The organism is Flavobacterium ponti, from assembly GCF_042652765.1.
Lineage (GTDB): Bacteria > Bacteroidota > Bacteroidia > Flavobacteriales > Flavobacteriaceae > Flavobacterium > Flavobacterium ponti.
In genome coordinates this window covers 103466-130021 of the sequence record NZ_JBHSGW010000025.1, presented here as the reverse complement: position 1 = coordinate 130021, position 26556 = coordinate 103466, and the positions used below count along the sequence as shown (strand labels likewise).

Genomic DNA, 26556 nt, shown 5'->3' with positions numbered 1-26556 from the left:
GAGTTAGGCTTGTGGTTTTTTTTTATGCAAACAATTATTGTTTTTTTGAGAACAAATATTGGAAAAAGTTTAAATCATTATTAATATTACTACATAAAAGCTTCAATTGTACTTTTAAGCTCGTCTAAAAATATTGGTTTTGATAAAATTTTTATATTATCTAAACCTCTTTTTTTTAATTCTTTCTCTACCATATTTCCAGTTAGCACAACAATGTTTCTATTCCCAAATTTTATAATTTCTTCAATAACTCCATAACCATCTTTTTCACTTGTTGGTGATAAATCTATATCAACAAATATTAAATCATAATTTACAGAATCCTTATAATCACCAAAATTTTGTGATTTGTCAATGTAATTTATTTTTAACTCTTTATTGAAATCAAGTTCATTTACATCTGAAAAAGCATCTTTGACCTTTGGAATTTCATTTTCAAATACTAATATTCTCATTTTTTTGTATTTTGATTTTAATTTCATGATTAAATGTGAAATTTGATTTATCCACAAAAATCTTATTTTCTATATTCTTTCTTCTTAAAAGTCTTCTTATAAAGTTTAATCCATGAGTCTTTCTACTATAAATTTCATCATTATCTCTTAAATTATATAAAGTTATTATATCATCTAATTCTTGCTTATGTCTTTCATAATCAAGTATTTTATTAGAAAATAATATTTTTAAATCACCCTCTATAATTGATAATTCTACATTTTTTTTATTTGATTCACCATATTTATTAATATTTTCTATTATATCTGTAAATACAAAATCAAACATCATCTGATTAATTAATATTTTAATATTAGTTAAATCATTTACATTGATTAATACTCCATCAATACTATTAAAGTGAAAAAACCAATTTTTCCTTAAATCATCTATAAATGTTTTTAATGAAATTATACTATCTTTCTCATTTAAGATATTATCAACACCTTTAATTAATACTTCTGCTTTTTTTATTATAGCCTTAATTTCTGTATTATTATTATTTTCTAGAAGTCTTTTTTCTATATATTCTTTTTTCTCAGCTGATAAATCATTTTGCTTAAAATACCGATCCATTAAATCAATAGTAGAAGTAATTGGTGAGAGCTTGTTTTTAACAAAATGCAAAGCATTTTGTGCATCAAACACATATGCTATTTTTTGCTTAATTATTTTTAAATTAGAATTATTTAGTTCAATTAAAGAATTACTGATAAAATAAATTCTAGCTATATATTCAAAAATTGGTCTGAAATTTGAAATTATAGATTCATTAAATACACTTTCTCTTTTTAAACAAATAAGAAAGTAATAATCCTTTTCTAATACTTTATGGTTAATCCAATAACTATACTTATAATTAACATCATCAATTATAACGTTATCTTTCGTTATAATTTTTTTTCTTTTATTAATATCTTTTGAAATAATTCTAGCTAAATCATATGAACTTTCGATTTCATTATTTTTTACAAATTTTGAACCTTTAATTAAAACAAATTTTCCATTATGATTAATAAATAAAAAAAGTTCTTCTATTTGATTCACATATTTAACTCTCGAAACATTAATTTTATTTATAACGTTTCTTAAGATTTTATGGCTATTATTTTCATTTACGCTTTCAATAAATAAATCACCTACTAAATGAACAATATCTTCATTAATACTTGAAAAAACATTTCTAATACTAAGTATAAAAGTAAATAAATAAAAAATAATAGGAATTACATGGTGTGTTAAATTAAATTTAAAATTATCAATAAAAAAAATACTTATATGAATTAAAAAAATAAAGAATGGAAAATTTCCATTCTTATTTGAATGGCTTTGTATATTTGACAATAATAATATAAACGGTAAAAAATTTAAAATTTGATTTAAATCTTTTTTATACAAAAACACACATAAAATAGTTAAATCAAGAAATAGTCTAACTTTACCTTTATATTTAGAGTTTGAATATTTTAAGTTTAAAAATAACACACACACATATATTAACAAACTAATAAAATAAGTTTTTTTATCAAAAAAATTAGTATTAAAAATTTGTATGGATAATAATGTAATTACTAATATTAATCTTAAAATAAGAGAATTAAATCTTCTTAAATCGTAATCTATATCTTTTATCGTCATATTATTTCAGCTTTATTTTATTAAAAATTTCTTTCACAATATAATTACCTAAGATTAAAATCAAAAAAGATTTTTGAAAAACCAATAGTAAAACTCCATAAAAATTCAAAGGAATAACTTCCATTTTACTATCTAAATCAAAAATATAAGTTAGTAAGTTTCCAAAATTATTTAACCAGTTTATCTCAGTAATATTAACTTTTTTTACATCTAAAATAGCTAAACATTCAAATTTGGATTCGCAAAAAAATAAAGTTGAAATAAAAAGATATAATGTTAAAAATAAAAGTAGAACTAATATGTTGTATGAAATAATTTTAAGAAGTAGTTTAACAGAGTTTATTAATAGGTTATTTTTAAGTTTTATGTTTTCCCAGTAATATTTGATTTCTATTTTATTAAGTAACTCCATTACACTTTTTGCCTCTTCTTCGTTACCGTTTTTAACTAAAGCTTTAACTAAATGGCTAATTAGTTCTTTTTTTTCAGATGCACTGTAAGGATTTATAATTTTTTCTAATTTTATATTTGATAACTTATTATAATTAAATCCTCTCAAATGGAATATTTCTGAATAGAGTTCAAATATTAGTTTTAGATCTTTAAATGCATCAAAATTAATATAATTTGGTACTTTTCTAATATTATATTGGTATTTAGTAAATAATTTTTGAAATAAAACTTCTTTCTTTTCAATTTCATTTCTTAATTCATTGTCCTGCATAATTAAATTTTATCTTTTATTTTAATAACATCAAAATTACTTATTACTAAAGATTATATAAATCAAATTTAACAAAAAAACACTTCCAAAAAGCAGGAAAAACACCTTTTTTGTAATTAGTATTTTTTGGGGTAAATAGGGGTTTTGTTCTGCCTTTGTTCGGAGTTTGTTCGCAAAAACCTCTTTTTGGCAAACCGCTTGCGAACGAAGTACGAACCAATTACGAACGAAACCCCTATAAAATAAGGTCAAACCCATCAAAGTACTACACTAAGTATCAAAACCAGTCAATACCCGTCAAAAGCCGTCAAAAAGGGTAGATTTTTACTATAAAGAAGGGTTTTGCTCGAGGCTTGTTGGAAAAAGTATGCAAAAGAAAACTACTAAATACCGAACAAGTCCAGAACAAAACCCAAATAAAGTATTACTAATTGCTAATTACAGTTTGTAGTATTGTATTTAATCTTCTCTACTTCCATCATCAGCCATTCTCACCATTTTTGGAGTAAATTGAGCCACTACATCCACTAAATCTGTTTGAGCAGCCATCACTTGGTGAATGTCTTTGTAAGCCATAGGAGCTTCATCTAAACCAGCACCAATTAAGGTAACATTATGGTCTTTTAAAATGCTTTTCATCTCATTTTTAGTGATGTTTTTAGTAGCTTGTGTTCTACTCATTTGTCTTCCTGCACCATGAGAAGCTGAGTTGATGGCTTGCTCCTCTCCTTTTCCTCTTACCAAAAATCCTGGTGCTGTCATACTACCAGGGATAATTCCCATCACTCCTTTTCCGGCTGGTGTAGCTCCTTTTCTATGCACAATCACTTCTTCACCATTGTAGATTTCTTTCCAAGCAAAGTTGTGATGGTTTTCTATTTTGGCTAAAATCGTTGCTCCCAAAGCTTTTTCCATTTTATCGTGAATCACTTCATGACAAGCCGAAGCATAATCACCCGCTAAGTTCATGGCAATCCAATAGTCTTGTCCCAATTCACTTTCCAAATCCAAATACGCTAAGTTTCTAGCTATTTCAGGTAATTTGCAAGTCTCTTTAGCCATTTTAGTATAATGTCCAGCCACAGTAGCTCCAAATCCTCTAGAACCCGAGTGCGTTAACAAAGCCACATATTTTCCTTTTGGAATGTTTAAGACTTTATCATCTTGCGTAAATTCAAGGATACCAAATTCCACAAAGTGATTACCACCACCAGACGAACCCAATTGTGACCAAGCCTTGTCTTTCAAATTCTTAATGAAGGAATGATCCGTAAATTCTTTTCGTTCCAAAACAGCATGATCCGATTTGTATTGTCCTTGAAAACCATGACCCGCTCCAAATTTAGAATGTGCAATTAATTCACGTTTGAATTTATCTTCATTTTCATAGTAAAACAATTCAGGAATATCATAAACCGATAAAGCCATTCTACAACCAATATCCACACCTACACCATAAGGAATGATAGCGTTTTTAGTAGCCAAAACACCACCAATCGGCAATCCATATCCTTGATGAGCATCAGGCATTAAAGCACCAGCCACCGTAACAGGCAATTGCATAGCTACATCCATTTGTTTTTTGGCTCCTTCTTCAATATGACTTTCTCCATACAAGGCATAAGCAGCTGGATTTTGGTTTAATGCTATAAAGTCTTCTGGCTTTTCATTGGCTTTCTCGATAATCGCTTGTGCTAAAGTGCCAAATAAAGCATCCTCTACATAAGCTTCTGGAGTTGCTAAAACTTTGGTATAGTTTTCTAGCATTTGCTCTTTGGTTAAACCTGTACGTTTTCTGTTGCATTTTAAAGCTATTCCGATTAAGCTACCTTCTGCATATCCTAAGTTTTTTAAATCGTTTCCGTTGATTGGTGTATTCATAATTGTAAATTTAATAATTTTTTATTTCGCAAGCCTGATGCATTTCCCCGACACATCAGGCATTCCCTTTGTTTGATGAGGCAAAGGTTTTAAGCTAGTACGCAATTATTTTGCGTAGTAAAAAAAGAATTGTATTTTTGGGTTGTTATAGTTGTAAATACTATTGTAATATCATTTAATATGAGGGTTCTCGATACATTTTTATAAAATTGCTAATCGCATTTTATAAAAACACTCGAACTGACGTAAAAGGATGATCATTAATTTTTATAACAAACTCGTAATAAAACCGTCACTTCGAGTGATTTGGTGTAGCAAAAACCTATTTTTTGGTTTGCTAAATTATATTGAGAAGTGGTCAACTGAAAAGGAACAACCGTCACTTCGAGTGATTTTATGAATTAAAAACGACAGTATTTGATTTATAAAATAGTATCGAGAAGTCGTGATACAATAAAGAAAAAACATGGAATTATATCAATCTTTTATAGATTTACTGCAACGTATTGGCTTTAATTCAACAGAAAGTCAAGTCCGTTGGCAAGAATTAGAAAAAGCTTACACCTCAAAATCAAGGCATTACCATAACTTGAGGCATTTAGAGGAAATGATTACATTATACGAATTGCATCATTCAGACTTACAATTTCCTGATGAAGTTTTATATGCTATCTTTTATCATGATTATGTTTATAAAGTCACCAAAAAAGACAATGAACTAAAAAGTGCCGAATATGCTATTGCTATTCTACCAGAACAAACCTCACTAAACAAAACATTGATTTTTGATATGATTTGTGCTACCCAATTGCATCAACATCAAACTAATGAAGATATAAATTGGCTGATAGATTTTGATTTAAAAATACTAGCTAAAGATTGGAACGACTATGAAATCTATACCCAACAAATAAGAAAAGAATATAAAATATAACCTAATTTGCTATATAATCCAGGTAGAAAGAAAGCTTTAGAGCATTTCTTAGCCAATGAATTCATCTACCAAACGGAAGCCTTTAGAAAACAATACGAAACCCAAGCCAGAACAAACATTCAAAAAGAAATAAAAATCCTCTAAAAGAACTTATCCCACTTACTACTCACTACTCAAAAATGGCCCAAAACAAAAACGCATTAATCCGTTACAAAACCATAGACAAATGTTTGCAAAACAAGTACAGACAATGGACCTTAGATGATTTAATTGAAGCTTGTTCTGAAGCTTTGTTTGAATACGAAGGCAAAGAAAATAAAGTCAGTAAACGAACCATTCAGTTAGACATACAATTGATGCGTAGTGAAAAATTGGGTTACAATGCTCCTATTGAAGTTTATGATAAGAAATATTACCACTATGCAGAGGAAGATTTTACCATAACTGATATTCCCTTAACGGAAACCGACATGAACGTTTTAACAGAAACCGTTTCTATGTTGAAACAGTTTAAAGATTTTTCTTTGTTCAACGATGTTTCTGATATTTTACAACGTTTGGAAGACAAGATTTATGCTGAGAAATCAAACAACAAACCCATAATACATTTGGATAAAAACGAAAGTTTAAAAGGATTGCATTTCTTGGATGAGCTGTATCAGTCAATTGTCAAAAAAGTAGTTTTGAAGTTGGAATACCAATCTTTTAAAGCCAAGGAATCGAGTAGTTTTTCATTCCATCCTTTTGCTTTGAAAGAGTTTAATAACCGTTGGTTTATCATTGGAAAACAGAGTAGCAACAAGCCTATTGTAAATTTAGCCTTAGATAGAATAATTTCCATTGATTATGATTTTAACCAAACCTATATCGAAGAAGATTTTGATGTGGAGGAATATTACAAATATGTCGTTGGTGTAACTGTTAATCAAGGCATACAAGCTAAAGTTATTCAACTGTGGGTTGATCCAAAAAATGCTCCTTATGTCCTTACAAAACCTTTGCACAGCACCCAACGTTTAATCCAACAAAATGAAGATGGTTCTGTTGTGATTAGTTTATTCTTAAAGGATAATTTTGAGTTTGAACGCTTATTGTTGGGATTTGGAGCCAGTTTAAAAGTCCTAAAACCTGAAAAATTAAGAAATAGAATTAAGCATATATTAGAAGAAGGAGTTCGTTTGTATCAAGAGGATGAAGAAAAACTTTAAACTCCAATTAATTCATTGATAAAAGCACTTACTTGCTCTAAAACAACTTCAGGATTTTCTTTATGAGGTGTGTGTCCAATTTCTGGAATAATAATTTTTTTTGTTGCACCACTCACCTTTTCTATGATACTTTCCACTTGTTGTAAAGAACCATATTCATCTTTTTCTCCTTGAATAACTAAAGTTGGACATTGAATCATGGGTAAAAAGTGTTCAATATTCCAAGAACGAAATTCTTCAGTAGTCCAAGTATTTGCCCAAGCCCAAAACATAGCCTCTGTGTTGGAACCGTGGTATTTTTCTAATTTGGATTTTAAATCCGTAGTTTTGTAGCCTTCTATAGCTTCTTTGATGCCATTCACCGTAATATCTTCAACAAATACATGAGCACCTTCTGTTATAATAGCTTTTATTTTATCTGGATATTTGGCTGCTGTTAACAAGGCAATGGAACCACCATCACTATGTCCAAAAAGAATGGGTTGTTCGATATTCCAATAATCTAATAATTGATTGAGGATATCAGCTTCTAGTTCTAAATAATGATTGTCTCGTTTGGTATAAGAAAACCCACAAGACTTGCCATAACCTTGTCGGTCATAAACAAGCACATTGCATTGAGTCAATGCTCCTACTCTTTCCGGAAAATCTCTCCAAAAATCAATACAACCTAAAGAATCGTGTAAGAATATAATTGTAGGTCTATTGGGAAAATCAGTTGTTCTTTTAACTGCTATTTCGGAAAGAGTAAGACTTTGATTTGGCATATTAGTTTAAGATGTAGAACTATTCTTTTAAAGCTTTTGTAAAAGCATCTAAACCACCAACAATAGGTAAGCTTAAAGTAGTTCCGTCTAAATCAATAGTTAATTCTGTTCCTGGTTTTGGATGTAACGTAAATTCATTATCACTGGAGAAAATCATTAAACCAATTTGTTGTCCTTTCTTAATGATTTGGTCATCAGGCATCAAGTCAAAAGAAACTTCATAGAATTTTCCTTTTTGTAAAGGTTCTCCTTTTCGAATAGAACTGTGATTTTGTGGATCGGCCCAACCTCTTGTAATGATGTTATCGGTTATTTTTGTCCCTTTTCCGTCATTCCAAGGTAAAGATACTAACCAAACCGATAAATTAGCTGCTGGTTTACTACTAGACAATTTAACCGTTACTCTAGGTACTCCAGAAATATGAAGATCATTTTGCAAGGTTGGAGTAACATACAATAAACGATGTTCAGAACTTTCCGCTTTTGCCAATTCATCACCTTTGATAGTATAATCATCAACTAATGTTTCTTTTCCTTCTTTCTTAGATTTTATTGGTAGTAGTTTACCTGTTTTTAAACCATCTTTAGTCAAGTAAAAAGGTACTGATTTAGCTTCTGGATTTGGGAAATCTACATAAGCTGTTGGTTCCCCTATTTTGTCGTTTTCACGGACAATAAAGGCTTTATTTTTCTCTTTTTCAATACCGTTATCTATACCAAACAAATAATGTGTAAACCATTTGTTCATCATGCTAAGCGGTGGTTGTCCTCCATGACCATATTGATGATAGTAAATTGCGGTTTCTAAGCCCATTTCTTTGGCTTTTTTATAGATTCTATAACTATGCTCAGGCATCACGTTCCAATCGTTAAAACCGTGAGACATTAATAAAGCTGCTTTCATAGTCTCCATGTGATTCAAATAATCACGTCCAGCCCAAAAATCATTGTAATCACCTGTTGCTCTATCCATTCCGTTTTTCATTTCTGTATCGCGAATGGTCTTATTACTATACGCTCTTTTTGATTCATCACCACTGTGGATAAAATCATATAAAACATCAACATCTTCACCCAAGTAGCCACCAGGAGAACGTACTAATCCGTTAGAACGGTAATAATGATAATAAGAAGTATTAGGAGCTACAGGAATAATTACTTCTAAGCCTTCTACTCCTGTTGTAGCAGCTGCTAAAGGAATTGTTCCGTTATAAGAAGTTCCTGTCATTCCAACTTTACCTGTTGTCCAATAGGCTTTTACTTCTTCATTTCCATCTGGACTTGTATACCCTTTAGCACGACCGTTTAACCAATCAATCACTGCTTTTGGAGCTAAAGATTCGTTTTCACCTCCAACTGTTGGAGAACCTTGAGATAAACCTGTACCAGGAGAACAAGAATGCACAACAATAAAACCTCTAGGAACCCAAGTAGCAGTTTGAGATTTAGAAATGATAGGTCGTTTTCCAGTTCTAACTACTTCAGCATGCACACGTTCTTTAGCTGTTTCTCCTAATTCATGATTCACATCCCAAAAACCACCTTCAACATCGGGTGCTACTCCTGAATAATAAGGACTTGATTCGTAGATTACAGGTAATTTCAACCCTTCAGATTCTGTTTGTAATGGTCTTGTGACGTCCACATACATTCTGTCTAATTTTCCATCTCCATCAGTGTCAAATGTAGTTTCTACCCAAAGATCTTCTCTTATCCATTTGTCTGCATCTTTAAATTCAGGTACAATTTGAGCTTCCCCATTTTCAAAAACAGGTACTGCTTTGTCTTTGGCAATAGTTTGAGCATTCCCTTCAAACAATGGAATAAGTAGAAACGATAAAAGGAAACTAGATTGGATTAGTTTTTTCATGATTACTTTTGGTATTAATTCTTTTATATTTTTTTGTTCTTTTTAGATTTTACTTATAAGATAAGTCGTTTAAAATGCAAATTTGTTACTAAAGTGTTTTAAAAACTTAAAAGCTACTCTTTAAGCTAAATAGTTCAGCAAGCTCAATAGCACAACCCCAAGCAACTGTAAACCCAGCTCCACCGTGACCGTAATTATGAAAAACATTTTTAAATTCGCTGTCAAATTCAAAACGAACGTGACTTCTTCGTGGTCGTAAACCTACTATTTCTTCTAAAATTTCAGGAGAACTATCACTTAAACCAATAGCTTTTATTCTGTTTAAAATCAAAGTAGTATCAGATGCTTCTATGTTTGTATTCCAATCGTTTTCGTAATCAGTACCACCAATGACACAATCTGTACTTCTGTTGATGATATAACTTAGTGCATTCTTTTGGGTAGATTCAGCAAAAGAGGAAACATTCATTTTTTTACAGCGTAATATTTGACCTCTCATGGGATGCAAATCAGTATCGTTACACAATGCTTTTGCTCCTAATCCAGTACAGTTAACAACCAATGTATTCAAAGAAGCAAGTTCGTGTAAACTCGTTATTTCTTTTTGTTGAAAAACACCTCCATTTCTTGTGAATTTCTCAAACAAATAGGGCAAATACAAAAGAGGTTCGGCTAAAGGCACAATTGAAATGTAAGCTTTATTAATTCCAGAAGGTAATTCAGAAGGCAAAGCTTTTCGAACAGTACCTTCTGGCAATCTAGTTGTCCATTCGGTATTACTTGTATTCGTGTATGCTGTTAAAAATGGTATAAAACTCACTCCGTTGGTATTGATAAGATCTAGTTTGTAACGTTCATAAGACAAAGTTGCCCAATGATTTGTTTTCTCAATCGGCTGAATTTCAAAAGGAAACCATATAGCTCCTACTTTGCTAGATAGTGTTTTTTCAAAACGTTCTTTTGCAATCAAAGTCACATTAAAACCGTTTTCTTGAAGAGCTATCGCAGTAGTCAACCCAATAATTCCTGAACCTACAACTGTTACCGATTTCATAAATTAAAAAACATTATTTTTTTATAGCCTTAAATGTACCATTAGGTTGAACCATTACTAAATTTAAAACTCCATCAATAGTTTCAAATATTCCTTTATAACCTGTTAAACCCTTAATCACAAATTCATTTTCTTTCACGGGAAGTAAGGTATATTCAGGTTGACCAGGAACAAATAGCATTAAATTTTCATCTTTTAAAAACACTTTTACATTAATACCAGACAAAGTGTAAACTCCTACATAAGTATCGAGTTTTTCTTTTGGAACAGCAACGTTAGCAGGACTTCTTTCAAAAATAATAGGCTCTAGAGTTGGTTCTAATTTTAAGGATACACTGGCAATATCACCAATATCGTTCGTTTGAAAATTAAATAAAATAGCTAAACTAGATTCTGATTCCACAGTGGTATTCTTCTTTTCATAAGGCTTGAAAATATCATAATACGAATGCTTTAAGAAAGCTTTCTTTCTGGTGAAATTTGCCCATAAAGAATCATTTTCAACTTCAATAGAAAAAGTTCCGTATCCTGGATTAGTATAGGTTCCAGTATATTCTATTAAATCGTGTGAAGGTTTGGTATTGGCTACTGTTTTTTCTTCTTCCTTTTTCTTTTTTACTTGTTCTTTTACTGCATTTATCTTTTCTGTATAATAGGCTACCCAATCCGTTTTTTTTAAGCCCAAAATTTCATCAGTAATTATATTTCTCACCAAAGTGGGCAAAGCAGAACCATCTTGATTAGAAAGCACAACAATACCTATTTTATCGGTTGGAAAAAAACTAACATTAGCCGAAAAACCATCAATATTTCCACCATGTTCTAATCGATAATGTCCTTTGTAAGATGAAGTAAACCAAGCAAATCCATAACTGTTTAAATGTTGATCTGGAAACTGCTTATCACCTATTCCACTTCCTACTAACATTAATGGATTAATTGCTTTTTCAATATATTTTTGAGGTAACACTTGAGTGCCGTTAAACTTTCCTTGATTTAGCCATATTTTTAGCCAATTAGCCATTTCTATCACACTACTATTTATACTTCCTGCAGGACTCATAGCTGCAATGTTGTAATAAGGAGTTTCTGTATTGGTTTCAAAATGTTCTAAAGCGTATCCTTTTGAAACATTTGTACTCTTAGCTAATTCAACTATATTCAAATTGGAGCGAGACATTTCAAGAGGTTTAAAAAAACGTTCTCTGATGTTATCTTCCCAACTTTTATCGGTTAATTTTTCAGTAATTTTTCCTAAAGTCAAATACATAAAATTATTATAGTACCATTGTTCTCTTATTCCTGCAAATGGTTTTTGGTACTTAATTCGTGCCATTAAACTATCCTTACTTTCTGTAGGAAACAAATACCAAGAAAAATCATGACGAGGCAAACCTGTACGATGACTTATCATATCTAAAATCGTAATTTTAGTATCCAATTCATCATTATAAAAAGCTAATTCTGGAACATATTTTTTGGGACTATCAGAAAAAGATAACCCATTCTCCTCTTCCATTATTCCTAATAGACCAACTGTAAATGCTTTTGATGTAGAACCAATTGGATACAACGTATTTTCATCTGCTTTTAGCTTTTTTTCCAAATCACTATATCCAAAACCTTTTGCGTATACAACTTTATCATTTTTAACAATTGCTACTGAAAAACCTACTGTTTTGGTTATGTCTTGTATGTCTTTTAATCGCTTTTCAAGTTGCTTTTCATCAATTTTAGTTTGAGCAACTAATGAAATACTGAAAAATAATAAAAACAAGGAAAATAGTTTTGTTTGCATTGTATCTTAAATTAAAGTTTTGTGGAAATCAAATATAAGATTTATCAGTTCTAATTCCTATTTATTTTTGAAGCAGAATTACCAATAGTAAATGAAGAAGATATTTTTTTGATATTTCTATAAAAGTAAAAATCCTTTCAAATTTATTTAGAATTTGAAAGGATTTTATATGATTAGGTTATTAACTAATTACTCTTTTCTAAAAAAAGCTTTTAACTCTTTTAGGTCATAATATTTAGGATCTTCAGTCATCCAATTAGTAGCTGTTTTTTTAGAATCATCCACAGACAACCATCTTTCACCACATTTTTCAATTATATAGTCTGAACTTTTTTCTCCCTTATGTGTTGGTCCTTCCGAATTTAAGTTAATCTTACTAAAAGCAATTACATAATTTTTCCCTTCTTCGAATTTAGTTAATAATGGTCTGCAAATATTAACATCTCCACCCCAAATTGTAAGCTTTCTTCTTTTCTCTTCTCCTTTATAAATATCTACCACTTCAACTTCCATTGAAATTGGAACTTGTTCTCCATAAATATTTTTATAGGTTAAATATTTTTTTACTTTCACTAAAGCCACAAATTCAGTTGTTGGAGCAACAGTTTTAAATTCTTCAAGACTATTACAATCGCAAGCAAATGAAAATTGTCCAATGGTTAAACAAATCAGGGTTAAAATTATTGAAATATTCTTCATAATAATAGGTTTATTTTGGTGTAGGTTGTGTTTAAATTAATTAATTGTCTATTTACTTGACAAACAAAAATAGATTAAAATTTTAAATATACCAACTCAGTTTTTATAAAATCACAAAGAATCTAAAAAACTAAAGATTTTTAAAATTAAGATAGTTTGTTTACTCCAAGTCATTTTTTCTCAATTATTTAATTTGTTTGAGTACTAACTGACCAATAATTTCCGGCAAAATCATAAAAAGAACCTCTTGTATCAGGGTCACCATCTTTGTTTATTGGTTCCTCAATCTTTTTGCAACCATTCTCGATTGCTAAATTATAAGTTTTCAAAACATTTGGAACATATACATGTAGCATAGTTGTATTTGCTGGGTAATTATCTGTGCTATTACTAATCATCAAAACGCTATCGTCTAGTGCAAGTTCAATGTGAGCGATTGTTCCGTTTTCGTGATCAAATTTCCTTAATTCAGTTGCATCAAATATAACTTTGAGTAAGTCAACTAATTTTTGAGCATTATCAACTATTAAGTACGGTGAGAGAGAATTATAATTCTTTGGTTTATACATTTTCATTTTATATTTTCTTTAATTTATTTACAGTCTGACTGAATTATTTTTCCATTGTATTCAATATTTTTTTACTTTATCTAACTGTTACTAAATAAATTCCATTAGAAGTTCTGTTTTCTTATCTTGGACTATGGTATTTTATTTTTATAATGTCTTATTGCTAAAACGGACACAATTATAAACGGAATAGTTGAAATTATTACTTTGAAATTTAAACTCAGTAAACCAATAATAAACATAAAACCCAAAAGTAATCCTAATCCTGCAATACTAATGAATGACAATGTTTTATTTGGAGTCTTTTGAAATAATGTAATTAGTAAAAGTATTTGGCCTACAAGAGGTAGTATTGTAAATGGATGAAGAACAGAAAGTGGATTGGTAAATAATTTTAAAAAAATTTCTGCTTCTGCTTTAAATAGAAAAATATGATTATTGCCACTCCACTCTAAATACCCTAAAAGAGATGTGATAATTAAAAGGAAGTTTAAAATTTTGCTTTTCATTTTGCTAGTGATTTTAAGCTTACTGATACCGTTTGACGAATTGCAGAAATTGAGTAAATTTAGCATTTAATTTTACACTTTGAATGAATTTATTTCTTAAATCTATGTCTAAATTTTTTAAGTTGATTATTTCTTTTTACTAAACTTTTGAATTTTATTCTACTCCTTTTTTATTTTGTAATGGAGTTCAATCATTCCGTTTTTATAGGCAATAGAGTCTATAAGATGCAAGTTTAGTTCTTGTGCTATGTTGTCAAAAAAAAGCAAACCTTCACCTAAAATTATAGGCAAAATACTTACTCTTATTTCGTCTGCCAATTTTTGCTGAATTAATGATTTAGTGAATTCTGCACCACCAGCAACCCATACATTTTTATAATTTGGCTTTAACCTATTATTTATAAGTGACTTTAAATTACCTGAATAAAATTCAATATTAGGTTTATTAGAGGTTAATTGTCTATTAGTGAGAACAATTGTTGGCTTATCGCCATAAGCCCATCCATAGGATTTTGAAAGCTCCAAAGCATGTTCATAAGTCTTCGAACCCATCAAATAACAATCAATTGAATTTAGAAATTCTTCTGTATTTTGTTCACTAACACCTTTTTCATAATTATCAGTAGTTTCAAACCAAGATATACTATTATCTTTTTTTGCAATAAATCCGTCTAAACTTGAAACCATATGAATTGTTATTTTAAACTCTTTTGTTTTCATGTTTGTATTGATTTTTTGAAAATAAGTATTACAAATTTAAGTTGTTTTTTAATTTAAAATTGTTTTAAAATTCTTGAATTTGAAGAGAAGTAAAACAACAACCTCAGTATGAATAGCTGGGTGGTTTAGTGGTTAACTTACAAGTAAACAACAAGTTGAAAATTCGAGAATATTTTCAGAAATAGATGAGAACAAGCAATAACTTATAGCTAATATTATAGATAATTTTTATTTAAGTTCTGATAAAATTATTTTCGTTTGCTTTAAAGTATTCTTCATTGCTTTCTCTCTTATTTTTGGGTCATTACTGTTGATTAGATCAAAATACTCAATCGGAACAATCTGCCACGATAAACCATATTTGTCTTTACACCAACCGCAAGAACCTTCTTCTCCACCGTTAGCAGTCAATGCATTCCAATAATAGTCAGTTTCCATTTGGTCTTTAGTATTGATAACAAACGAAACGGACTCATTAAATTTGAAAAAAGGACCAGCAGCTAGGATACTTAATTCCATACCAGCAATTTCTATAATTGCTGTTTCAAAGTTTCCTCCACCTGCTTCTGGTGGATTTTTAAATTGATGGTGTTCTTTCAACTTACCGTCTTTAAATATAGACAGGTAATAATCAATTACTTCTTTAGCGTTTGTAGTCTCAACCCAAATACAAGGTGTGATTTTTTGGGCAATCATTTTTTCACTATTTTTAATGGAATCATTTTTAATTACGTTGTCTTTACTTGAAATATCATTTTTCTCTTTTCGATTAGAATTCGTACAAGATATTGTCAAGCAAGCGAAGATTATAGTAATAAGTATTATTTTTTTCATTTCTGTTTAAAATCAATTAGTTCTTTAAATCTGTCAAGTGAGAACGTTTTTTTTAAATTACTTAAAACGTTTTTTAACTTGTGGCTGTTGCATAAATTTATAACAAAAATTTACAAGTACAAAACACTCATAGTATTTTCGGAGAAAATTTCGAACATACACCTAGCCTAACAATTGCTACAAAATGAGTTCTGTACTGGTTTAATTGATGTTACTCATTTTTCTGTTAACTTTATTACTTTTTTGAATAATAAACTATAATCTGTTGAATCACTTGGAGAAATTCTACTTGTTGCGTGATAATTTCTTTCTGTACAAACATTTTTTTCTAAATTGAAACCTTCAATAACGTATGCTACACCATCTAAATAACGTTCATTTGTATGTATAGGTAATTCCCAAAAATTTAATTCATATAATTTTTCTTTAATTTCGAACCAGTCATTTTCACTTATTTTCTGTATACTTTCTTTAGACAAACTATCAATAATTTTTTCTTCATTAGTGACAGGATCATATACATATTTAGTATAGTTTTTATATGTTATATCATAATTATTTTCATTTTTAGTAACTCTGTAAATTTGGTAATCTCCAAATGAACTCATAATCATAAATCGGTAAGTTTCTCTTTTGAGAGTTTCTAATTCAGGCTCATTGATTTTGTTTAAGGTCTTTTTAAGAATTCCTTCTTTTTTTATTTTAGATAAAATACTATCGTTTGATTTTCGGACATTAACATCTAAATTACATTCTTTTTTTTGCTGACAATTTGATAAGAGAAAAATCAGAATTATTAATCTAAATATTTTTATCATAGTAAAGAAGTCTTCAAAATTAGTACACATTGCTAGGGAACTTGTGGGAATTCCATGTGTTTTAAAAAATTACAATTATGAAACTCAATTAAGAATTTCTAAAATAACTTCTTTTATATTTTGGCTTGATATTGGTTTAACTATATAACCTGAAAGTGCACTAATGCCTTTAGCTTTTAAAACATCTCTTTCGTCAACAGATGAACTCACCATATAAATTACTACCGTTTTAGGTATCATTGGTTTGATAAGTAGATATTCCTTCAAAAACTCCCACCCGTCCATAACTGGCATGTTTATATCTAAAAATAGAACGTCAGGAATATTTTCAACATTTGAAATCTCATCTTTTAAAAAATTAATTGCTTTGAGCCCATTTGAAAACAAGATAATCTTATTTACTAGATCTGTTTTTTTTAGCATAATAGAAGTAGTTAGCTGATAGATATCATCATCGTCTACTATGCAAAAAGTATTTATCTTTTTCATGTTTTTTTAGAAAAAATTTAAAAAATGACTTTAATTTTTTTATAAAATTACTATTTTTTTTTAAATTTTAGAATTATTCACATTAAAATGTATTGTAAATTTTGTTCCTTTATCCACTTCACTTTCAGCATAAATTTTTCCTCCCATTGTTTCAATTTGATTTTTGGTGATAAACAAGCCTGTGCCTTTAGCATCAGGATGTTCGTGAAATGTTTTATTTAGTCCGAAAAGTTTTTCCCCATGTTTTTGTAAATTTATGCCCATTCCGTTGTCTTCACATGTCAAACTAATCATGCCATCTTTATCGATAAAAGATTTAAAGGTTATTTGAGGTGCCCTATGGGGAGACCTATATCTAATTGCATTGGTTAATAAATTTAAAAAAATGCTTTCAAGATAAACTTTTGGATAATTAATTTTCTCACAAGCACTGAAGTCATAAGTTATAGTGGCATTCGTTTCCTTAATCTTCATTTCCAAATTAATTATGTGAGATCTTACAATATCCTCAAAGAAAAGTTCTTCTTTCATTATTTCAGTCTCTTGTCTAATTCGAACTGCATTGGTCAAATCCGTCACGGTATTAGAAAGGTTTTCAAAGGCAATGTCAATTTTTTGAATAAACATGGTTCTCATATCTTCATCTGTCTCTTCCTTCAACAAATTTAATAAAGCAGCCAAATTGGCAACTGGTGATCTTAAATTATGTGAAACTATATACGTAAAATCTTCTAATATCTTCCTCTTTTTTTCTATTCTATCTGCCAATAACTCCAGATTATCAATATTGCGTTTCAGTTCCAATTCATAGAGTTTCTGACGTGTAATATCTCTAGTTATAGTCAATACATCTTCTGGCATTTTACCTCCTTGATTTTCAAGTGGTATTACCGATAGTTGAAAATACCCATGCTGATCTTTATTTATATTCATTTCAAATTCAAACGTTTCAGTTTTATTTGTTTTAAAAACAGACTCTACATGACGAATGAATAATTCATTTATTTCTTCATCACTAGCTCTCTGTACATCCCTAATATTCTTACCAACAATATCTTCAGCTTCCATATTCCCTACTTTGCGAATCGAATCATTAATGAATTGATAGGTTAATCTTTTGTCTATACGCGTTATGATATCTGGATTACTATTTACAAGTGTCTTGAATTGATTCTCACTAATTGTTAGCTTTTGGTAAGCGATGGCTAAGTCTTTTGTTTGTTCGTCAATTATTACTTGTAAATCATCTGGAGATTGATAATGTAATGCTTTTGGAAGAAAACGGTAAAGCACAAAAACAGTTATCCAAGATATGAATGCAGTCATGATTAAGATTACTGCATTTAGCCTGTACAATGGATTCCAGAATATAATAGCATCCATAAAATGCGTTGCACCACAAAAAAAGATAAAAAGTATAAAGCATATGAACACTCTATTAAATATTTTTTCCTTCCTTTTTTTAACAAATTTGTACAAAAAAAATGGGATTGATAAGTAGGCTAATCCAATGGCAATATTTGCTATAATGTATAGCCAACCAAGCGTCTCTGACCACTGTCCGCAAATCCATCTAGGCATAAAGCCACCCGAGCTGAATATATTTTCTATGATTTCAAAAAATTCATCCATTTTATTATCTATTTTTTATACATTGAAAAGTCTAGTCTCACAGGCTTCTATTGAATAAACTAACCATTTCAATATATAATGTTGTTGTAGCTTGCCTTTAATGTTTTGGAGTTTGTAGCAGTTGTGTAAATTTAAGCCAAAAGGTTACAAATACAAAACACTCATAGTATTTTCGGATGCACTAGTCAAGCGAACTGACAAAGTAAAATTACGAAGTAACCAAATCATAGTAATTGCAACAAACGGTTGTTAGAAGAAGTTTTATTTAATTACTTGGTTATATTTTTCTATGAAAATGTCGAGTTTTTCATCATTCATAGTTCCAGTGAGATCTAAAACTTTTTCTTTTAAAAGTAATTTGATAAGTTTTTGCATGCTTTTTTTTGAACTTGAAGCATAGATTAAACTGAAATCAGAAGTTTGAACCTTTTTTTTGAGTGTTAAAAAGTTGAAAGTAATATAATCATCCTCTATCAATTCTTGCGTTTGATTATTTTGATATTTATACATTAAAATTTCATCGTCCGCATTATTGAAGAAAGAATATTGTCCGTTATTCACTTTTTCATACTTGAGAATTTCTTTTCCATCAATGATTACTTTATCATCTTTGAGTTCCACTTCTTGCGCATAAACTTGTGTGATTCCTAATAATAAACCTAGAATTATTATTTTTTTCATAATAATTGTTTCTTGTATGTTCGTAAAAAATTTTTGCTAACACTCATTTTAATCTCTAATTGTTAATTTGCGGTGAAATTTCGTTTCCATACTTTTCGACTAATAAAGAAATAGCGTCATCATTTAAATTACCATTTTCATCTATTGCTTTATTTTTGTATAAAATTTCAATAATATTTTTATCACTTTCTTTTATTTCTATAGTTTTATTTAAGCCAATAAAAATTAACTTGTGATATGTAGAATATTGTGGTGCTGATGGTCGTGTATCGGCAAAAATTCTAATAAAAATCAATTCTTTATCATTTAAATTTGTAATAACTTTATCAGATTTATCTTTTTTAATTTTTAAAAACTCTACACCATCAACAGTAGCAATTTCATTTTTTATTTTAATCTTTTGAGCAAATGAGATTTGAGTGAAGGTAAATAAAGTAAATACTGCAATTAAAATTTTTGTTTTCATTTTTAGTTGGTTTTTTTAAACTTGTTACTAACGATTGGCAGCTACAAGAAGTTGCGTGCTTCACTCACTGACCATTGCAAATATAGACAAAACTTTGATTCAACAATTACCAATTCTGATAAATCCCATGCCTCGCCATTTCTTGAAACCGCTGTTATAAGCAGGCTTTCTTTATTAATCATCAAAAGCTTTGGTAACTATTAATTTATCTTTTTCGTCTGATAAAAAAACATATTGTCCAAAAATACTTTTTTCGTATTTTATTACACGACAATCAGTTTTCTTTTCTGGTACAAATTCACAATCAGGTTTTCCCCAATTATCTTTTAAGTTTTCAATAGTTATATTAAGTTTTGTAGCATTAAATTTTTTATCATAATAATTTTCTTTGACTACAAATACAACTATAGTAACTCCAATAAAGAAAGGTATTATACTTAATATTTTCAGAGATTGTGATTTCATAATTTTCTAAAATTTAAAAAGCAATAGTAATTTTTTGTCAACCTATTTTAGGACGATACATATTTTAAGCTTGCTTATAACGGTCTCGGCTATGAGTAATTGGGTGGTTTAGCACTTAAATTTGCAAGTACACACCAAAATGAAAATCCGCGAGGATTTTCAGAAGTAAGCAAGAACAAGCAATTACTTATAGCCGTTGTTGTAATTAGTTATTTTATTTATTATCGGTTTTTCTTTCAGATTATATTCAATCAATTTAGTTTCAGTCAATTCAGTTTCTTTTGGGTCAATTCTATACTTGTAGGTAACATATATTTTATTGTTATTGATTACGTTTATATATGCTTCCGAAGGCCAATAATTGACTAAAGATTTAATTTTCTTTGTCTTCCACAAACTGTCATTTTCAATTTTTTGCGGTGTGAATTCGTATTCATCCCAATTATTTGTCTTAATATTTCCGAAAATAATTTTATCAGAACCAACAAAATTCCCAGTTTTTAAAACATACGTGTCGTTAACTTTTACTAATTGCTCATCTTCATTCCATTCTCTTCCTGAATAAAATCCTTGTCCAAGGTCTTGTATTTCTCCATTTTGAGTTTCATATTCATAATTTATTATATAGTCCCAAGAATGATGATCAGGATAATATTCCATTTTGCAGATTAGCATTCCGCCAATTTTCTGCTGAATTTTAACGGTTTTATATTTAGGTTGGAATGCCCAATAAATAAGTCCGATTAGAATTATTCCAATTCCAAAAACTATTAATAATGCTATTCCGCAGCCTTTTTTCATAATTAATTACAACGTGTTGCCAATTGCGGCAGTTGCGTAAATTTATGACTTAATTTCACAAGTGCAAAATTACTCATAGAATTTTCGTAGAAAATTCCGAACATAAGCCAAGCCTAGCAATTGCCACAAACGGTGGTTATGCAATGTAATTTTATTCACGGCAATTTGAGCCTTCACAATATATTCCAAGACTTTTTGTTTTTACAAATCCTTCTCGACTAATTATTATTTCTATAGATTCTTTTCTGATTGGAAATTCATGATATTTCATAAGATGTAATTCAAAACCATTTGCCAGATTTCTGTATGCACATCCTTTAATATTAGTATCTAATATATAACCGTAAGTTTTTGCTAAAAGTATTGCTTCTTCAAGGTTGTCAATTGTTCCTAAAAAGTCTCGAAACTCTTCTTCTGTTTTTAAACTGTAAGGTTGACCATTGTCAATTGTTACTATATAATTACATCGAAAATTCGGATGTCCACCATAAAAAATTCCAGAGTTATAACTTGGTCGTGGTTTTTCATTTATTTTTTTTCTTAACGAAGAATCTCCACCTTGATTTAAAACTACATAAGTTTCTATATTTGAGCCTTGATGATAAGTTACATATTGCCAATATTGATATTTTTTATTAGGTATAATTTTTTTGGCTAAGCTGTCCAAGTAATTTACTTTTAAGCTGTATTCAATTTTAAGAAACTTATTTGTGACATTAGTACTTTTGAATTCTTTATCAATATCTAGTTTTTCAATGTTTTCATCTTCTTTCTTTCCGCACGAAATAAATAGAAATAGAAAAATTATAGTTAAGATTCTCATTTTTAAACGGTTTTTGCATTATGTTGCCTAACGTTTTGTGGCTACAAGTTGCGTACCTTCAAGATTGCCGTTAATAAATTTTACTGCTATTTTCTGTACGCACAGAGTTTTACTGCACAAACCAAGCCTGGCAATTGCTTGTAACCATTGTTGTAGGTAGTTATTATTCTTTCAGTTTAGTTGCGTCAAATATTTTATGAAAATTATAATATAAGTCATTCTAACCTATTTACTTTTTCTCCGTTTTGGTTAATATAAAATACGATGCCGTCTTTTTCAACTTCAGCAGAACCATTTTCAAAAGGCATTACAAATTCATATATTAAAGGAATAACTTCTTCACCATTTGTATTTATAAAACCCCATTTAAAAGTATATGGATAACCTCCTGTTGATGAGTATCTTTTGTATACTCTTGCTAAACCATTTTGAAAATCCCAAGCAGAGTCATAATTTAAATTAATAACTACATTATCAAATTCATCTATGAATCCATATTTTTTATTTTTAACAACTAAACGAAGACCATTATTTTCTTTTCCTATGTAATCAAAGTCTTCAACATTACTAACTTTGTTTATATCTGATGATATTGTGATGCTTTCATCTGTTGTATCTGATGAGTTCTTTTTTGGCTCGTTAAAGCAAGAAATTAATATAAAGCACAATATTAAAGTAAGTAATTTTTTCATTATGATAATTTAATTTTAAAGTTTGTAAAAAATAAAGTTATTAAAAATAAAGCGACTGAAATATAAATACCATATTTATAATCTTTTAATGTAGCTTGAGTGTAATAGTAACTTTTTGATGAGTAACTGTTAAAATCAGAATCTTCATAGTTTAAATCATATAAATCAAAACCATTACCATCTGTGCTTACTTCATTGTTAAAATAAGTTCGATACTTAATGTAACTTACTTTTGTTGTAGCAGGTATTTGATAAGTTAGTGATGGTCTTTCTGAATAAGGTTGCGAATAACTATGCTTATAACTAAAACTTCCAAAATGCTCTAAAGCATATAAAATGCCAAAACCTAAAATAAAAGACAATACTAAATTTCTTACATGTACTTTTTTGATTTCTATTGTTTTACTCATTATATTTGTTTATTGCTAATTTAAAAATTAATTTGTTATGGATTTAGAAAACTTAAAAGAAATTGTATTAATTCAATCTGAAATAATTAGAAGATTAGGTAAAAAACATATTGATAATCTTCCACCAACTCAAGAAAAACAAGATATGTTTGAATTATTAGATGAGTTGAGAGAAAAATTAAAAAGCATCTAATAGTAGTTTCTGTTTTAAGTCCCACATAAAAGTAATAAATTCATCATTTGTTTTTATTGCTTTTATTTTATCTAACATTAATTTTGCTTTTTCACTATTCTCTTTTTCTAAATAATCTTTTAGATATATATAATTGTAATTTTCTTCTTTTGTATTCATATCACGTTATTTTTTAACGTTTCGGTTTTTTATACAATTACCTACAACGGTCTCGTATATGAGTAGTTGCGTGGTTTAGCACTTAACTTTGCAAGTACACACCAAAATGAAAATCCGCGAGGATTTTCAGAAGTTGGCGAGAACAAGCAATTACTTATAGCCATTGTTAGCGGTTCGTTGTTTCATTTCAAGGGTTAGATACAATTAATCTTAAAGCACAAGTAAAAAATTCTTGCGTTCTAAAATGTCCATATTTTTTGTCCCAATTACCGTTTTCTAAATCGGTTTTAAGGCGCAAAACAATTTCTTCTTGTTTGTCATCTGAAATAAAACCCCAAGCTGATTGTGAAAGTCTTATTTGTTTCTCTAAAAAAGCTTCAGGTCTTCCATAAAAAGCTTCTTGAAATCCATCTTTGCAGTCTAAAGGAATAGGAATTGGGATAACTTCACAATTTCCTCCAAGGCTTTCTTTAATAAAGTCAATTGTCGGATACCTTGCTTTTTCTACTTCAATTACTTCAGGAAAATATTCAGCGTTCCAAAAATCATCTAGGTGTTCTGGGTCGAAAGTCATTACTAAAACTTTCTCCTTTGTAACTCTTCGCAATTCTTTTAATCCTTTATCTATATCTGGCCAATGATGCACTGTAACCATTGCCATTGAAGAGTCAAATGAATTGTCGTCAAAAGGTAAACAGCCTGCTTTTGCATTTATTGCAGGTGTTTTTCCGTTTTGAATTCTTTGAGAACGCATTACAATTGATGGCTCGACCGCAACAACATATTTGTTTGTTGGTTCGTATGAACCTGCACCTGCACCAACATTCAAAACTGTTTTTGCATCTTTTAGTTCATCAAAAACATAGTCTGCAATTCTTGGGTCTGTCTGTCTATGTCCTGAATATTTTTGTCCGAGTTTATCGTAATTAAATGCTGGATTTTCTATTTTCATATTATTTTCTCTTGTGTTTTTTTACAATGACCGCTAACGTTTCCCACGCTTGTACTTGCTGTGGACTTCGTAACCTTTCAATTTTTGCTTTGTAGAATTATGATGCGAAACGATAATTCCACTAAAACCACAGTAAGTACAAACGTGTGTTGGTGGTTCGGCTTTATTCTCGGTTTCGTGTTTCCACCGATATTAAGTGAAACACAATTTTAACTTTTACGTTATGTATTTAAAAAATATTATTATTCGGTTTTCAAGTTTTGATTTGTATAAAAAACTTTTTTGGTTTTCAATTCTTGTAATAAACGTTCAGAATTTTCACGTTCTATATTTAATGAATCAGAAGTCAGAACTAAGACGTCAATATTTTGATTGTATTTCTCATTCAATTCGTCATACTGATTCTTTAGTTCGTAATATTTATTATCAAAAACCTTATCTAAAATCAATCCTAAACCACCAAAAATAGAAGTAATAACTAATGTTACAATTGCTATTTTTTGGTTAGTAGAAAATTTATTCCACCACTTTTTAAATGACGTTATAATCGGAATTATTTTTTCTAAAATATGCCACCCGTTGTTTAGATATTCATCTAATTCATTTTTATTAATGGTTTTTAATTCTGATAAGCTTCCGCCACATATCCATCTGGATTATATTTGATAATTATATATCTAATCATTGTAATAATTTCAGTTTTTTTTCGGCATTTCGTCGTTCCTACAAGCTGACCACCAACGTTCTGCGGCTTGCTCTCAGTGGCGTTGAGCCAACACCAAGCCATTACAAATATAACAAAACATTCCATTCAGCAGCGGATTTTCCGTAGGAAAATCCGGAAGTAGCCATTGAAGCAAACCGCTGTTAGCAGCTGGCTTTAGTTTTTCCAGTGTATTATTTTGTAATTACTGACTAACGAATCTTTAGTTAATTCAATTCTAAGTGTTTTTGTTTCAACAGGGTCTATATTCCAACCGTAATCTTCCATTATTCCATAAGCAATTGTGTTTTCCTCTAAATCAGAATAATTTTCAGGTTCACCAAGTATATTTTGAAGCTCATTAAATGACATTCCTTTACGTAAATGATTGGACATTAAATCTTCAACCATTTCTTCTCTATACAAATAAAAACCATCACTTTTTTGGTTCCATTTCGATTTGTCAAACTCTATTTCTTTCTGTCCACAACTTAAAACTGTCAATAACAAAAAAGAAATGTAAAATGTCTTAATATTGTTTTTCATAGGATTTTTTCAAGCTTGCTGCTAACGTTTTGCAGCTACACGAGGTTTGGGAAAAAGTACGCCATAATTTTCGGTTAATGACTGAATTTTCAAGTACAAAACCAACTTTAAAATTTGCCAGAAACCCAAATCTCGTGTAACTGCTGTTGGCAGTTCGGGTTTATTATTTAATTCTTTCGTCTTTTCCAATATATTCAAATATAATGTTGATTGCTTTTTTATGAACATCATCATTGTCGGAAGATTTAGAAGTTAATTCAGTAAACATTTTATAAATATCTCTGATGTGGTTCATTAAAATATTAAAAATTAAACTAACACAAATTATTATGAATAAAGCAATGTTTTTAAAAGTAGGTTCGTTTGTCTTATCGACAATCATCCAAGCTATTGTTCCAAGTGGTAAAATATATACAACTATAAAACCTAAATATTTTATGCCTTTAATGTTTACTAGTGTCTTTATTGCATTTGGTATTCTATTTTTCAGAATCCATAATTTACCAACGCCTATAAAAAATAATGTTACAACTAAATTACTAATTAGTGAATCCTTATTGGCAATTATCCAATTTATTATGCTTTCAAACATTCTTTCTAGGTTTTATTTTTGGTCAAAGAAGTGATTTATTTATCTTCGTTTTCTTTGATTACGACACGCATTTTGTCCCAAGTTGATATAGTTGAAATATCTACCTTCATTTCAGAAGAAGATTTAATATTTACATCAATTGTTCCGTCAGCATTTACAGGAATTAAACCGTAATTTTTGTTTGGAAGTAAATTCAGTTCATTTTTTAAAGGTTCATTTGCGTATGCTTTCGGCATAATGTCAAAATCTTTCAAAACGTTAATTGTTAAGCAAATTGCAATAATTGTAAGGATGCTTTTAGTGTACAAATCTAATTTCATAATTTTAAATTTTAGGATATGTTAATAATTCAATTTTTCTATCACTTTCGGTTCTCGTAACCTGACTGCCAACTAGTTTATAGTCGCTACTTTCCTACCGTTTTTATACCTATT

The 26556-nt window shown here is 29.3% G+C and carries 33 protein-coding genes; 4 read left to right on the top strand and 29 right to left on the bottom strand.

Annotated features, from left to right (window positions below; translation table 11 throughout):
* Positions 1 to 89 precede the first annotated feature (89 nt).
* The 4 genes from ACFO3U_RS08845 to ACFO3U_RS08830 all read right to left on the bottom strand — a co-directional run bounded on the left by ACFO3U_RS08845 (position 90) and on the right by ACFO3U_RS08830 (position 4738).
* Positions 90 to 455 carry a hypothetical protein gene (locus tag ACFO3U_RS08845; protein ID WP_379740795.1) on the bottom strand — a complete coding sequence of 122 codons (366 nt, stop codon included), beginning with the start codon at positions 453 to 455 and terminating at the stop codon, positions 90 to 92.
* Positions 436 to 2133, bottom strand: coding sequence for a hypothetical protein (locus ACFO3U_RS08840; RefSeq protein ID WP_379740792.1), 1698 nt, complete (start codon positions 2131 to 2133; stop codon positions 436 to 438). The genes ACFO3U_RS08845 and ACFO3U_RS08840 overlap by 20 nt, the downstream gene beginning before the upstream one ends.
* A gap of 1 nt (position 2134) precedes the next feature.
* Entirely contained in the window at positions 2135 to 2857 is a 723-nt protein-coding gene (locus tag ACFO3U_RS08835; RefSeq protein ID WP_379740790.1) for a hypothetical protein, read from the bottom strand.
* A gap of 459 nt (positions 2858 to 3316) precedes the next feature.
* A complete protein-coding gene (locus ACFO3U_RS08830; RefSeq protein ID WP_379740787.1) occupies positions 3317 to 4738 on the bottom strand; it encodes an RtcB family protein in 1422 nt (473 codons plus the stop codon).
* A 466-nt stretch (positions 4739 to 5204) separates the two neighbouring features.
* On the opposite strand from ACFO3U_RS08830, the gene ACFO3U_RS08825 reads away from it, so the two are divergent.
* The 3 genes from ACFO3U_RS08825 to ACFO3U_RS08815 are packed head-to-tail and all read left to right on the top strand — an operon-like array spanning position 5205 to position 6880.
* A complete protein-coding gene (locus ACFO3U_RS08825; protein WP_379740784.1) occupies positions 5205 to 5672 on the top strand; it encodes an HD domain-containing protein in 468 nt (155 codons plus the stop codon).
* A 6-nt stretch (positions 5673 to 5678) separates the two neighbouring features.
* On the top strand, positions 5679 to 5816 hold the full coding sequence (locus ACFO3U_RS08820; protein ID WP_379740781.1) for a hypothetical protein: 138 nt from the start codon (positions 5679 to 5681) through the stop codon (positions 5814 to 5816).
* 35 nt (positions 5817 to 5851) lie between these two features.
* A complete protein-coding gene (locus tag ACFO3U_RS08815) occupies positions 5852 to 6880 on the top strand; it encodes a helix-turn-helix transcriptional regulator (protein WP_379740778.1) in 1029 nt (342 codons plus the stop codon).
* Here the strand turns inward: ACFO3U_RS08815 and ACFO3U_RS08810 are convergent.
* From ACFO3U_RS08810 to ACFO3U_RS08720, 19 genes are all read right to left on the bottom strand, one after another.
* The gene (locus tag ACFO3U_RS08810) at positions 6877 to 7647 is read right to left on the bottom strand and encodes an alpha/beta fold hydrolase (protein ID WP_379740775.1); all 771 of its coding nucleotides are present in this window, start codon (positions 7645 to 7647) and stop codon (positions 6877 to 6879) included. The two genes, ACFO3U_RS08815 and ACFO3U_RS08810, sit on opposite strands and share 4 nt — an antisense overlap.
* Before the next feature lie 19 nt (positions 7648 to 7666).
* Complete coding sequence (locus tag ACFO3U_RS08805; RefSeq protein WP_379740772.1) at positions 7667 to 9517, bottom strand: Xaa-Pro dipeptidyl-peptidase; 1851 nt, start codon at positions 9515 to 9517, stop codon at positions 7667 to 7669.
* A 106-nt stretch (positions 9518 to 9623) separates the two neighbouring features.
* Positions 9624 to 10571, bottom strand: coding sequence for an FAD-dependent oxidoreductase (locus ACFO3U_RS08800; protein ID WP_379740769.1), 948 nt, complete (start codon positions 10569 to 10571; stop codon positions 9624 to 9626).
* Positions 10572 to 10584: 13 nt separating this feature from the next.
* On the bottom strand, positions 10585 to 12369 hold the full coding sequence (locus ACFO3U_RS08795) for a serine hydrolase (RefSeq protein WP_379740766.1): 1785 nt from the start codon (positions 12367 to 12369) through the stop codon (positions 10585 to 10587).
* 189 nt (positions 12370 to 12558) lie between these two features.
* Positions 12559 to 13068 (bottom strand): hypothetical protein, encoded by a 510-nt coding sequence (locus ACFO3U_RS08790; protein WP_379740763.1) that lies wholly within the window; start codon positions 13066 to 13068, stop codon positions 12559 to 12561.
* Positions 13069 to 13256: 188 nt separating this feature from the next.
* Complete coding sequence (locus ACFO3U_RS08785) at positions 13257 to 13643, bottom strand: VOC family protein (RefSeq protein WP_379740760.1); 387 nt, start codon at positions 13641 to 13643, stop codon at positions 13257 to 13259.
* A 125-nt stretch (positions 13644 to 13768) separates the two neighbouring features.
* Positions 13769 to 14146, bottom strand: coding sequence for a hypothetical protein (locus ACFO3U_RS08780; RefSeq protein WP_379740758.1), 378 nt, complete (start codon positions 14144 to 14146; stop codon positions 13769 to 13771).
* A 159-nt stretch (positions 14147 to 14305) separates the two neighbouring features.
* Positions 14306 to 14866 carry a dihydrofolate reductase family protein gene (locus tag ACFO3U_RS08775; protein WP_379740755.1) on the bottom strand — a complete coding sequence of 187 codons (561 nt, stop codon included), beginning with the start codon at positions 14864 to 14866 and terminating at the stop codon, positions 14306 to 14308.
* A 228-nt stretch (positions 14867 to 15094) separates the two neighbouring features.
* On the bottom strand, positions 15095 to 15700 hold the full coding sequence (locus ACFO3U_RS08770) for a VOC family protein (RefSeq protein WP_379740752.1): 606 nt from the start codon (positions 15698 to 15700) through the stop codon (positions 15095 to 15097).
* Positions 15701 to 15915: 215 nt separating this feature from the next.
* On the bottom strand, positions 15916 to 16518 hold the full coding sequence (locus ACFO3U_RS08765) for a hypothetical protein (RefSeq protein ID WP_379740749.1): 603 nt from the start codon (positions 16516 to 16518) through the stop codon (positions 15916 to 15918).
* An 84-nt stretch (positions 16519 to 16602) separates the two neighbouring features.
* Complete coding sequence (locus ACFO3U_RS08760; RefSeq protein WP_379740746.1) at positions 16603 to 17007, bottom strand: response regulator; 405 nt, start codon at positions 17005 to 17007, stop codon at positions 16603 to 16605.
* A 60-nt stretch (positions 17008 to 17067) separates the two neighbouring features.
* Positions 17068 to 18639 (bottom strand): sensor histidine kinase, encoded by a 1572-nt coding sequence (locus ACFO3U_RS08755; RefSeq protein WP_379740743.1) that lies wholly within the window; start codon positions 18637 to 18639, stop codon positions 17068 to 17070.
* A 261-nt stretch (positions 18640 to 18900) separates the two neighbouring features.
* On the bottom strand, positions 18901 to 19320 hold the full coding sequence (locus ACFO3U_RS08750; RefSeq protein ID WP_379740740.1) for a hypothetical protein: 420 nt from the start codon (positions 19318 to 19320) through the stop codon (positions 18901 to 18903).
* A gap of 55 nt (positions 19321 to 19375) precedes the next feature.
* The gene (locus ACFO3U_RS08745) at positions 19376 to 19786 is read right to left on the bottom strand and encodes a hypothetical protein (RefSeq protein ID WP_379740737.1); all 411 of its coding nucleotides are present in this window, start codon (positions 19784 to 19786) and stop codon (positions 19376 to 19378) included.
* A 174-nt stretch (positions 19787 to 19960) separates the two neighbouring features.
* Complete coding sequence (locus ACFO3U_RS08740; RefSeq protein ID WP_379740734.1) at positions 19961 to 20251, bottom strand: hypothetical protein; 291 nt, start codon at positions 20249 to 20251, stop codon at positions 19961 to 19963.
* A 183-nt stretch (positions 20252 to 20434) separates the two neighbouring features.
* Complete coding sequence (locus ACFO3U_RS08735; RefSeq protein ID WP_379740731.1) at positions 20435 to 21052, bottom strand: hypothetical protein; 618 nt, start codon at positions 21050 to 21052, stop codon at positions 20435 to 20437.
* Positions 21053 to 21203: 151 nt separating this feature from the next.
* Positions 21204 to 21875: a hypothetical protein gene (locus ACFO3U_RS08730; RefSeq protein WP_379740728.1), complete on the bottom strand. Its 672-nt coding sequence runs from the start codon at positions 21873 to 21875 to the stop codon at positions 21204 to 21206.
* 215 nt (positions 21876 to 22090) lie between these two features.
* The gene (locus tag ACFO3U_RS08725; RefSeq protein ID WP_379740724.1) at positions 22091 to 22567 is read right to left on the bottom strand and encodes a WG repeat-containing protein; all 477 of its coding nucleotides are present in this window, start codon (positions 22565 to 22567) and stop codon (positions 22091 to 22093) included.
* Positions 22567 to 22977, bottom strand: coding sequence for a hypothetical protein (locus ACFO3U_RS08720; RefSeq protein ID WP_379740721.1), 411 nt, complete (start codon positions 22975 to 22977; stop codon positions 22567 to 22569). Before ACFO3U_RS08720 ends, ACFO3U_RS08725 begins: the two co-directional genes overlap by 1 nt.
* A gap of 37 nt (positions 22978 to 23014) precedes the next feature.
* Here ACFO3U_RS08720 and ACFO3U_RS08715 point away from each other — a divergent pair, with 37 nt between their 5' ends.
* Positions 23015 to 23170, top strand: coding sequence for a hypothetical protein (locus ACFO3U_RS08715; protein ID WP_379740718.1), 156 nt, complete (start codon positions 23015 to 23017; stop codon positions 23168 to 23170).
* Here ACFO3U_RS08715 and ACFO3U_RS08710 read toward each other — a convergent pair.
* The 6 genes from ACFO3U_RS08710 to ACFO3U_RS08685 form a co-directional block, all read right to left on the bottom strand.
* Positions 23156 to 23329 (bottom strand): hypothetical protein, encoded by a 174-nt coding sequence (locus tag ACFO3U_RS08710; protein WP_379740715.1) that lies wholly within the window; start codon positions 23327 to 23329, stop codon positions 23156 to 23158. The genes ACFO3U_RS08715 and ACFO3U_RS08710 overlap by 15 nt on opposite strands.
* A 187-nt stretch (positions 23330 to 23516) precedes the next feature.
* The gene (locus tag ACFO3U_RS08705) at positions 23517 to 24281 is read right to left on the bottom strand and encodes a class I SAM-dependent methyltransferase (protein ID WP_379740712.1); all 765 of its coding nucleotides are present in this window, start codon (positions 24279 to 24281) and stop codon (positions 23517 to 23519) included.
* 242 nt (positions 24282 to 24523) lie between these two features.
* Entirely contained in the window at positions 24524 to 24730 is a 207-nt protein-coding gene (locus tag ACFO3U_RS08700; protein ID WP_379740709.1) for a hypothetical protein, read from the bottom strand.
* 431 nt (positions 24731 to 25161) lie between these two features.
* The gene (locus tag ACFO3U_RS08695; RefSeq protein WP_379740706.1) at positions 25162 to 25530 is read right to left on the bottom strand and encodes a hypothetical protein; all 369 of its coding nucleotides are present in this window, start codon (positions 25528 to 25530) and stop codon (positions 25162 to 25164) included.
* A gap of 163 nt (positions 25531 to 25693) precedes the next feature.
* A complete protein-coding gene (locus tag ACFO3U_RS08690) occupies positions 25694 to 26122 on the bottom strand; it encodes a hypothetical protein (RefSeq protein ID WP_379740703.1) in 429 nt (142 codons plus the stop codon).
* A gap of 35 nt (positions 26123 to 26157) precedes the next feature.
* A complete protein-coding gene (locus ACFO3U_RS08685; RefSeq protein WP_379740700.1) occupies positions 26158 to 26442 on the bottom strand; it encodes a hypothetical protein in 285 nt (94 codons plus the stop codon).
* Positions 26443 to 26556: the final 114 nt, after the last annotated feature.

Coding starts and splice junctions, on each gene's coding strand:
- ACFO3U_RS08760 (WP_379740746.1), bottom strand. CDS start 17,007: ATGAAAAAGATAAATACTTTTTGCATAGTAGACGATGATGATATCTAT.
- ACFO3U_RS08810 (WP_379740775.1), bottom strand. CDS start 7,647: ATGCCAAATCAAAGTCTTACTCTTTCCGAAATAGCAGTTAAAAGAACA.
- ACFO3U_RS08800 (WP_379740769.1), bottom strand. CDS start 10,571: ATGAAATCGGTAACAGTTGTAGGTTCAGGAATTATTGGGTTGACTACT.
- ACFO3U_RS08690 (WP_379740703.1), bottom strand. CDS start 26,122: ATGTTTGAAAGCATAATAAATTGGATAATTGCCAATAAGGATTCACTA.
- ACFO3U_RS08695 (WP_379740706.1), bottom strand. CDS start 25,530: ATGAAAAACAATATTAAGACATTTTACATTTCTTTTTTGTTATTGACA.
- ACFO3U_RS08790 (WP_379740763.1), bottom strand. CDS start 13,068: ATGAAGAATATTTCAATAATTTTAACCCTGATTTGTTTAACCATTGGA.
- ACFO3U_RS08715 (WP_379740718.1), top strand. CDS start 23,015: ATGGATTTAGAAAACTTAAAAGAAATTGTATTAATTCAATCTGAAATA.
- ACFO3U_RS08705 (WP_379740712.1), bottom strand. CDS start 24,281: ATGAAAATAGAAAATCCAGCATTTAATTACGATAAACTCGGACAAAAA.
- ACFO3U_RS08740 (WP_379740734.1), bottom strand. CDS start 20,251: ATGAAATCACAATCTCTGAAAATATTAAGTATAATACCTTTCTTTATT.
- ACFO3U_RS08685 (WP_379740700.1), bottom strand. CDS start 26,442: ATGAAATTAGATTTGTACACTAAAAGCATCCTTACAATTATTGCAATT.
- ACFO3U_RS08765 (WP_379740749.1), bottom strand. CDS start 16,518: ATGATAAAAATATTTAGATTAATAATTCTGATTTTTCTCTTATCAAAT.
- ACFO3U_RS08815 (WP_379740778.1), top strand. CDS start 5,852: ATGGCCCAAAACAAAAACGCATTAATCCGTTACAAAACCATAGACAAA.
- ACFO3U_RS08795 (WP_379740766.1), bottom strand. CDS start 12,369: ATGCAAACAAAACTATTTTCCTTGTTTTTATTATTTTTCAGTATTTCA.
- ACFO3U_RS08775 (WP_379740755.1), bottom strand. CDS start 14,866: ATGAAAACAAAAGAGTTTAAAATAACAATTCATATGGTTTCAAGTTTA.
- ACFO3U_RS08735 (WP_379740731.1), bottom strand. CDS start 21,052: ATGAAAAAAGGCTGCGGAATAGCATTATTAATAGTTTTTGGAATTGGA.
- ACFO3U_RS08780 (WP_379740758.1), bottom strand. CDS start 14,146: ATGAAAAGCAAAATTTTAAACTTCCTTTTAATTATCACATCTCTTTTA.
- ACFO3U_RS08755 (WP_379740743.1), bottom strand. CDS start 18,639: ATGGATGAATTTTTTGAAATCATAGAAAATATATTCAGCTCGGGTGGC.
- ACFO3U_RS08770 (WP_379740752.1), bottom strand. CDS start 15,700: ATGAAAAAAATAATACTTATTACTATAATCTTCGCTTGCTTGACAATA.
- ACFO3U_RS08725 (WP_379740724.1), bottom strand. CDS start 22,567: ATGAAAAAATTACTTACTTTAATATTGTGCTTTATATTAATTTCTTGC.
- ACFO3U_RS08840 (WP_379740792.1), bottom strand. CDS start 2,133: ATGACGATAAAAGATATAGATTACGATTTAAGAAGATTTAATTCTCTT.
- ACFO3U_RS08785 (WP_379740760.1), bottom strand. CDS start 13,643: ATGAAAATGTATAAACCAAAGAATTATAATTCTCTCTCACCGTACTTA.
- ACFO3U_RS08720 (WP_379740721.1), bottom strand. CDS start 22,977: ATGAGTAAAACAATAGAAATCAAAAAAGTACATGTAAGAAATTTAGTA.
- ACFO3U_RS08845 (WP_379740795.1), bottom strand. CDS start 455: ATGAGAATATTAGTATTTGAAAATGAAATTCCAAAGGTCAAAGATGCT.
- ACFO3U_RS08745 (WP_379740737.1), bottom strand. CDS start 19,786: ATGAAAACAAAAATTTTAATTGCAGTATTTACTTTATTTACCTTCACT.
- ACFO3U_RS08835 (WP_379740790.1), bottom strand. CDS start 2,857: ATGCAGGACAATGAATTAAGAAATGAAATTGAAAAGAAAGAAGTTTTA.
- ACFO3U_RS08710 (WP_379740715.1), bottom strand. CDS start 23,329: ATGAATACAAAAGAAGAAAATTACAATTATATATATCTAAAAGATTAT.
- ACFO3U_RS08805 (WP_379740772.1), bottom strand. CDS start 9,517: ATGAAAAAACTAATCCAATCTAGTTTCCTTTTATCGTTTCTACTTATT.
- ACFO3U_RS08750 (WP_379740740.1), bottom strand. CDS start 19,320: ATGAAAAAAATAATAATTCTAGGTTTATTATTAGGAATCACACAAGTT.
- ACFO3U_RS08825 (WP_379740784.1), top strand. CDS start 5,205: ATGGAATTATATCAATCTTTTATAGATTTACTGCAACGTATTGGCTTT.
- ACFO3U_RS08730 (WP_379740728.1), bottom strand. CDS start 21,875: ATGAGAATCTTAACTATAATTTTTCTATTTCTATTTATTTCGTGCGGA.
- ACFO3U_RS08830 (WP_379740787.1), bottom strand. CDS start 4,738: ATGAATACACCAATCAACGGAAACGATTTAAAAAACTTAGGATATGCA.